5 protein-coding genes are annotated in these 3,183 nt (G+C 67.8%); 2 read left to right on the top strand and 3 right to left on the bottom strand.

Annotated features, from left to right (window positions below; all coding sequences use genetic code 11):
• Positions 1-264 precede the first annotated feature (264 nt).
• Together VFL64_RS15620 and VFL64_RS15615 are read left to right on the top strand one after the other, a co-directional pair.
• Positions 265-630 (top strand): nuclear transport factor 2 family protein, encoded by a 366-nt coding sequence (locus VFL64_RS15620; RefSeq protein WP_489541300.1) that lies wholly within the window; start codon positions 265-267, stop codon positions 628-630.
• Between the two features lie 75 nt (positions 631-705).
• Entirely contained in the window at positions 706-1,074 is a 369-nt protein-coding gene (locus VFL64_RS15615; protein ID WP_489541299.1) for a hypothetical protein, read from the top strand.
• Here the strand turns inward: VFL64_RS15615 and VFL64_RS15610 are convergent.
• The 3 genes from VFL64_RS15610 to VFL64_RS15600 all read right to left on the bottom strand — a co-directional run.
• On the bottom strand, positions 1,071-1,925 hold the full coding sequence (locus VFL64_RS15610; RefSeq protein ID WP_489541298.1) for a helix-turn-helix domain-containing protein: 855 nt from the start codon (positions 1,923-1,925) through the stop codon (positions 1,071-1,073). The genes VFL64_RS15615 and VFL64_RS15610 overlap by 4 nt on opposite strands.
• Before the next feature lie 289 nt (positions 1,926-2,214).
• A complete protein-coding gene (locus VFL64_RS15605; protein WP_489541297.1) occupies positions 2,215-2,976 on the bottom strand; it encodes a flagellar brake protein in 762 nt (253 codons plus the stop codon).
• 20 nt (positions 2,977-2,996) lie between these two features.
• A partial coding sequence (locus VFL64_RS15600) for a flagellar protein FliT (protein ID WP_489541296.1) occupies positions 2,997-3,183 on the bottom strand: 187 nt, incomplete at its 5' end.

Raw genomic sequence — 3,183 nt, 5'->3', positions numbered from 1 at the left:
GGGTCGCTTCTTTGCCTCCTTTCTTGTCGACACAAGAAAGGAGGTCGCCCGCCGGGGCGAACTCCCGGCAGCGGCCTCACGCTGTGAACAACACCAACGACAAAGCGAGACAGTGGACCCCGGCGTGCGCCGGAGTGACGTGCGAAAAGCGGCACTGGGCTTCGATACCTCAGCCTGAACGGATTGAGGCACGCGAGCAGAGGGATCAGCCCGAGCGGGTGGTAGCGCAGCAACCCCGCAGTCCGTGAAAGAATTCACGCCACCATGACCCATCCCCTCAACCCCGAATCCGTCGTCCAGCGCCAGCTCGACGCCTACAACGCCCGCGACCTCGACGCCTGGCTCGCCACCTATGCCGAAGACGCGCAGCAGTTCGAGCACCCCGCCAAGCTCCTGACCACGGGCCACGCGGAGATCGCCGCCCGGACCGGGCCGCGCTTCCAAGAACCCAACCTGCACGCGCGGCTGCTGCAGCGGGCCGTGATGGGCAACATGGTGATCGACCACGAGGAGGTGACACGCACCTTCCCCGAAGGCCCGGGCCGCATCGAGCTGGTCTGCATCTACGAGGTGCTGGATGGCAGGATCCAGACTGCCATCTTCAAGTTCGGCCCGAAGACACTCGACTGACACTCGGTTGCAGTCGCACAGCGGCTTCGTGTTCACAATGCAGCCCGGCATGACCACCCCTTCAAGGCAGCACCCATGAGAACCCCGATCGCCTTCGCCCTGCTCGGCCTGCTGGGCGCCAGCGCCCACGCCATTCCGTCGGACGTGAAGGTGCTCGCTCAGTTCGACCTCGGCTTCGCCAAGTGCGAGGCGCGCTTCCCGCAGATGAAGGGCCACGCCGACGAGGCCTACCTCGCGCTGTGGAAAGTCAAGCCCGATGACAAGGCGCGTGCCGACCTCGCCAAGGCGCGCAAGACCGCGCAATACAAGGACGCGCGCAAGCAAGCCCAGAAGACGCAGGACAACAGCAGCAGCCCCGAGATCGAAGACAAGCTCAAGCACCAGTGCCTGGCCACCTGGAACGAGGCCCAGCGCAACGCGCCGCAGGGCGGCGGCAAGCCTTAAGAGACGACGCTCGCGTCCTGGCGTGACGGGTGGAAGGCGCTCATCACCCGCACCCGCTCGTTGCTGAAGAAGTGCGTCGGCGAGCCACCATAGGCCCTGAGCCAGACCTTGCTCAGGTGGGCTGAATCGGCAAAGCCCGCCGCCAGGGCGATCTCCGTGAGCGACAGGCCCGAGCCCACGAGCTGCGTGGCCAGGTGCACCTTCTGCGCCAGCTGGTAGCTGCGCATGGGCAGGCCCACCTCTTCGGCGAAGAGGTGCGACATGCGGTCGTATGACAAGCCCGAAGCGGCGGCCAGCTCGTCGAGCCCGGCCGCCGGCTCCGCATGCAGCATGCGCAGCACGCGCCGGATGCGCGGGTCGTTCTCGCGCGCCACCGGCGTCGGCAGCTGCGTCGCCACCGCAGCCACCAGCTGCGCGAACAGCGCCTGCACCTCGGCCAGGCTGCAGCGGTGCTCGTACACGGCGCGCAGCGCAGCGTCCAGCGGGCTGAACAGCGCGCGCGGCAGGCACAGGCTGCCGTGGCCGCCGATGCTGCGAAAGAGCCGGTAGCACGCGTGGTTGGGGCTGATGCCCACGGCCACGATGGGCACGCCGCGCACACCCAGGCGGCGCCGCGCGTGCGGCCGCGTCACCAGCACCTCGCAGCGCCCGGCCTCGCCGCCGGCGCCGTACTCGAAGGTGTCGCCGTCGCCCGCCACGGTGAGCGCGATGGCCGCCGAGAAGCGGGCGGTCTCGCTCACCACCCAGGGGCCGGCGAACAGGTAGCCGTCTTCGAGCAGCACCAGCAGGTCGCGGCGCCGGGTGGCGGGCAACTCGTTCGCTACCGGGAAAGAAGAAGGGATACCACTCATGAAACGCAACAGGCCAGGCCGGGCAAGCTTAGTGCGCGCGCTCGGCCGGGCGCATCGGGAGATTCCAGTGCGAAAAAAAGACCGATGCGACGGGAGCCCCGCGCGCATCGGCTTCAAGCTGACCCGGCACTGCCAGCGGCAGCACCGAAAAGGTCAGTGCGTCACACAGATGATCAGAACGATCAAATCAACCGATGCGAATGGTCGGGCGTGGGGGCGCAAGCCGCTTGTACGCAGTCGCTGAAGCGTTGCGCTTCGGCGCCAGGGGTTTCCCGTGGTGGCCGCGCGATCAGCAGCCGAGGGCGCGTTGGCGCTTCTGCGTCTGGTCGATGTAGCGCTGCAGGGCGCGCAGCACGTCGGCGCTGGGGTCGACGATCTCGCAGCCCAGGCGAACGCCACGGGCGTCGTGGTTGAGCGATGTCACGTGCTGCAGGCGCAGGGAGGCGCTCACGCGCGTGTCGATGTCGAGTTCGATCTGCACGCCGTTCAGGACCACGCCAGGTTGCAGCGGCGGCACGTCCTCGGGCAGGAAGAGCGCACACCCGCCGATGCTCACGTCGAGCACGCGCAGGCTCAGGCCCATGTCAGGAATCATCGGGTGGCGCACGCGCACGACCGGCGTGCTGCGCAGCAGCGGCCTGACCCGAAAGCCACTGCGCCGCTGAAAGCGGTAGATCTCACGTGGGAAGCTGCAATTGAGTGCGCTGGACTTGCCGCCGCGCACCAGCACCAGCCCGCTCGCGTCGAACTGCAGCTTGATGCTGTCGAGGTAGGCCACGGCCACCGCGTCTTCGGCCTCGACCAGGGCCTGCACCTGGTTGCTGTCGGCATCGGCGCTGAAGCTCAGCAGGCCGCGTGCGGCGTCGATGGACCACAGCGTGGTGGTGTAGACCGTGCCGTCGCTGCCGTTCAGGTTGATGAGCACATTGCCGTCGGCCAGCGTCTTGAGCATGCCCTTGATCTCGGGCACCGCCGACATGCGGAACTCGTCGAGCCCGCCGTGGGCAGCGGCCACGGCGTCCAGTTGCATCGGCAGGGTGTCCTGGGTCATGGGACGCTCGGAACGCCTTCTCAGTGGACGGACTTGGGCCGGCCAGCCAGGATGCCGTCGAGGTCTTCCAGCCACGGCTCGGCGAGCTGGCGGATCTCGGCGTCGTTGATCAGGATGCGCTGCATGATGCGCGACTTGAGCTGCGCCTCTTCGTTGTCGAGCTGCTTCGCGCTGGCAGCGTGCTTGAGCTGCGAGATGAGCAGCGCG

The sequence above is a fragment of the Rhizobacter sp. genome (assembly GCF_035702065.1).
In the GTDB taxonomy this organism is placed as follows: Bacteria; Pseudomonadota; Gammaproteobacteria; order Burkholderiales; family Burkholderiaceae_C; genus Rhizobacter.
The sequence above is the reverse complement of the archived record's forward strand: the minus strand, read 5'-3'. Positions and strand labels throughout refer to the sequence as shown.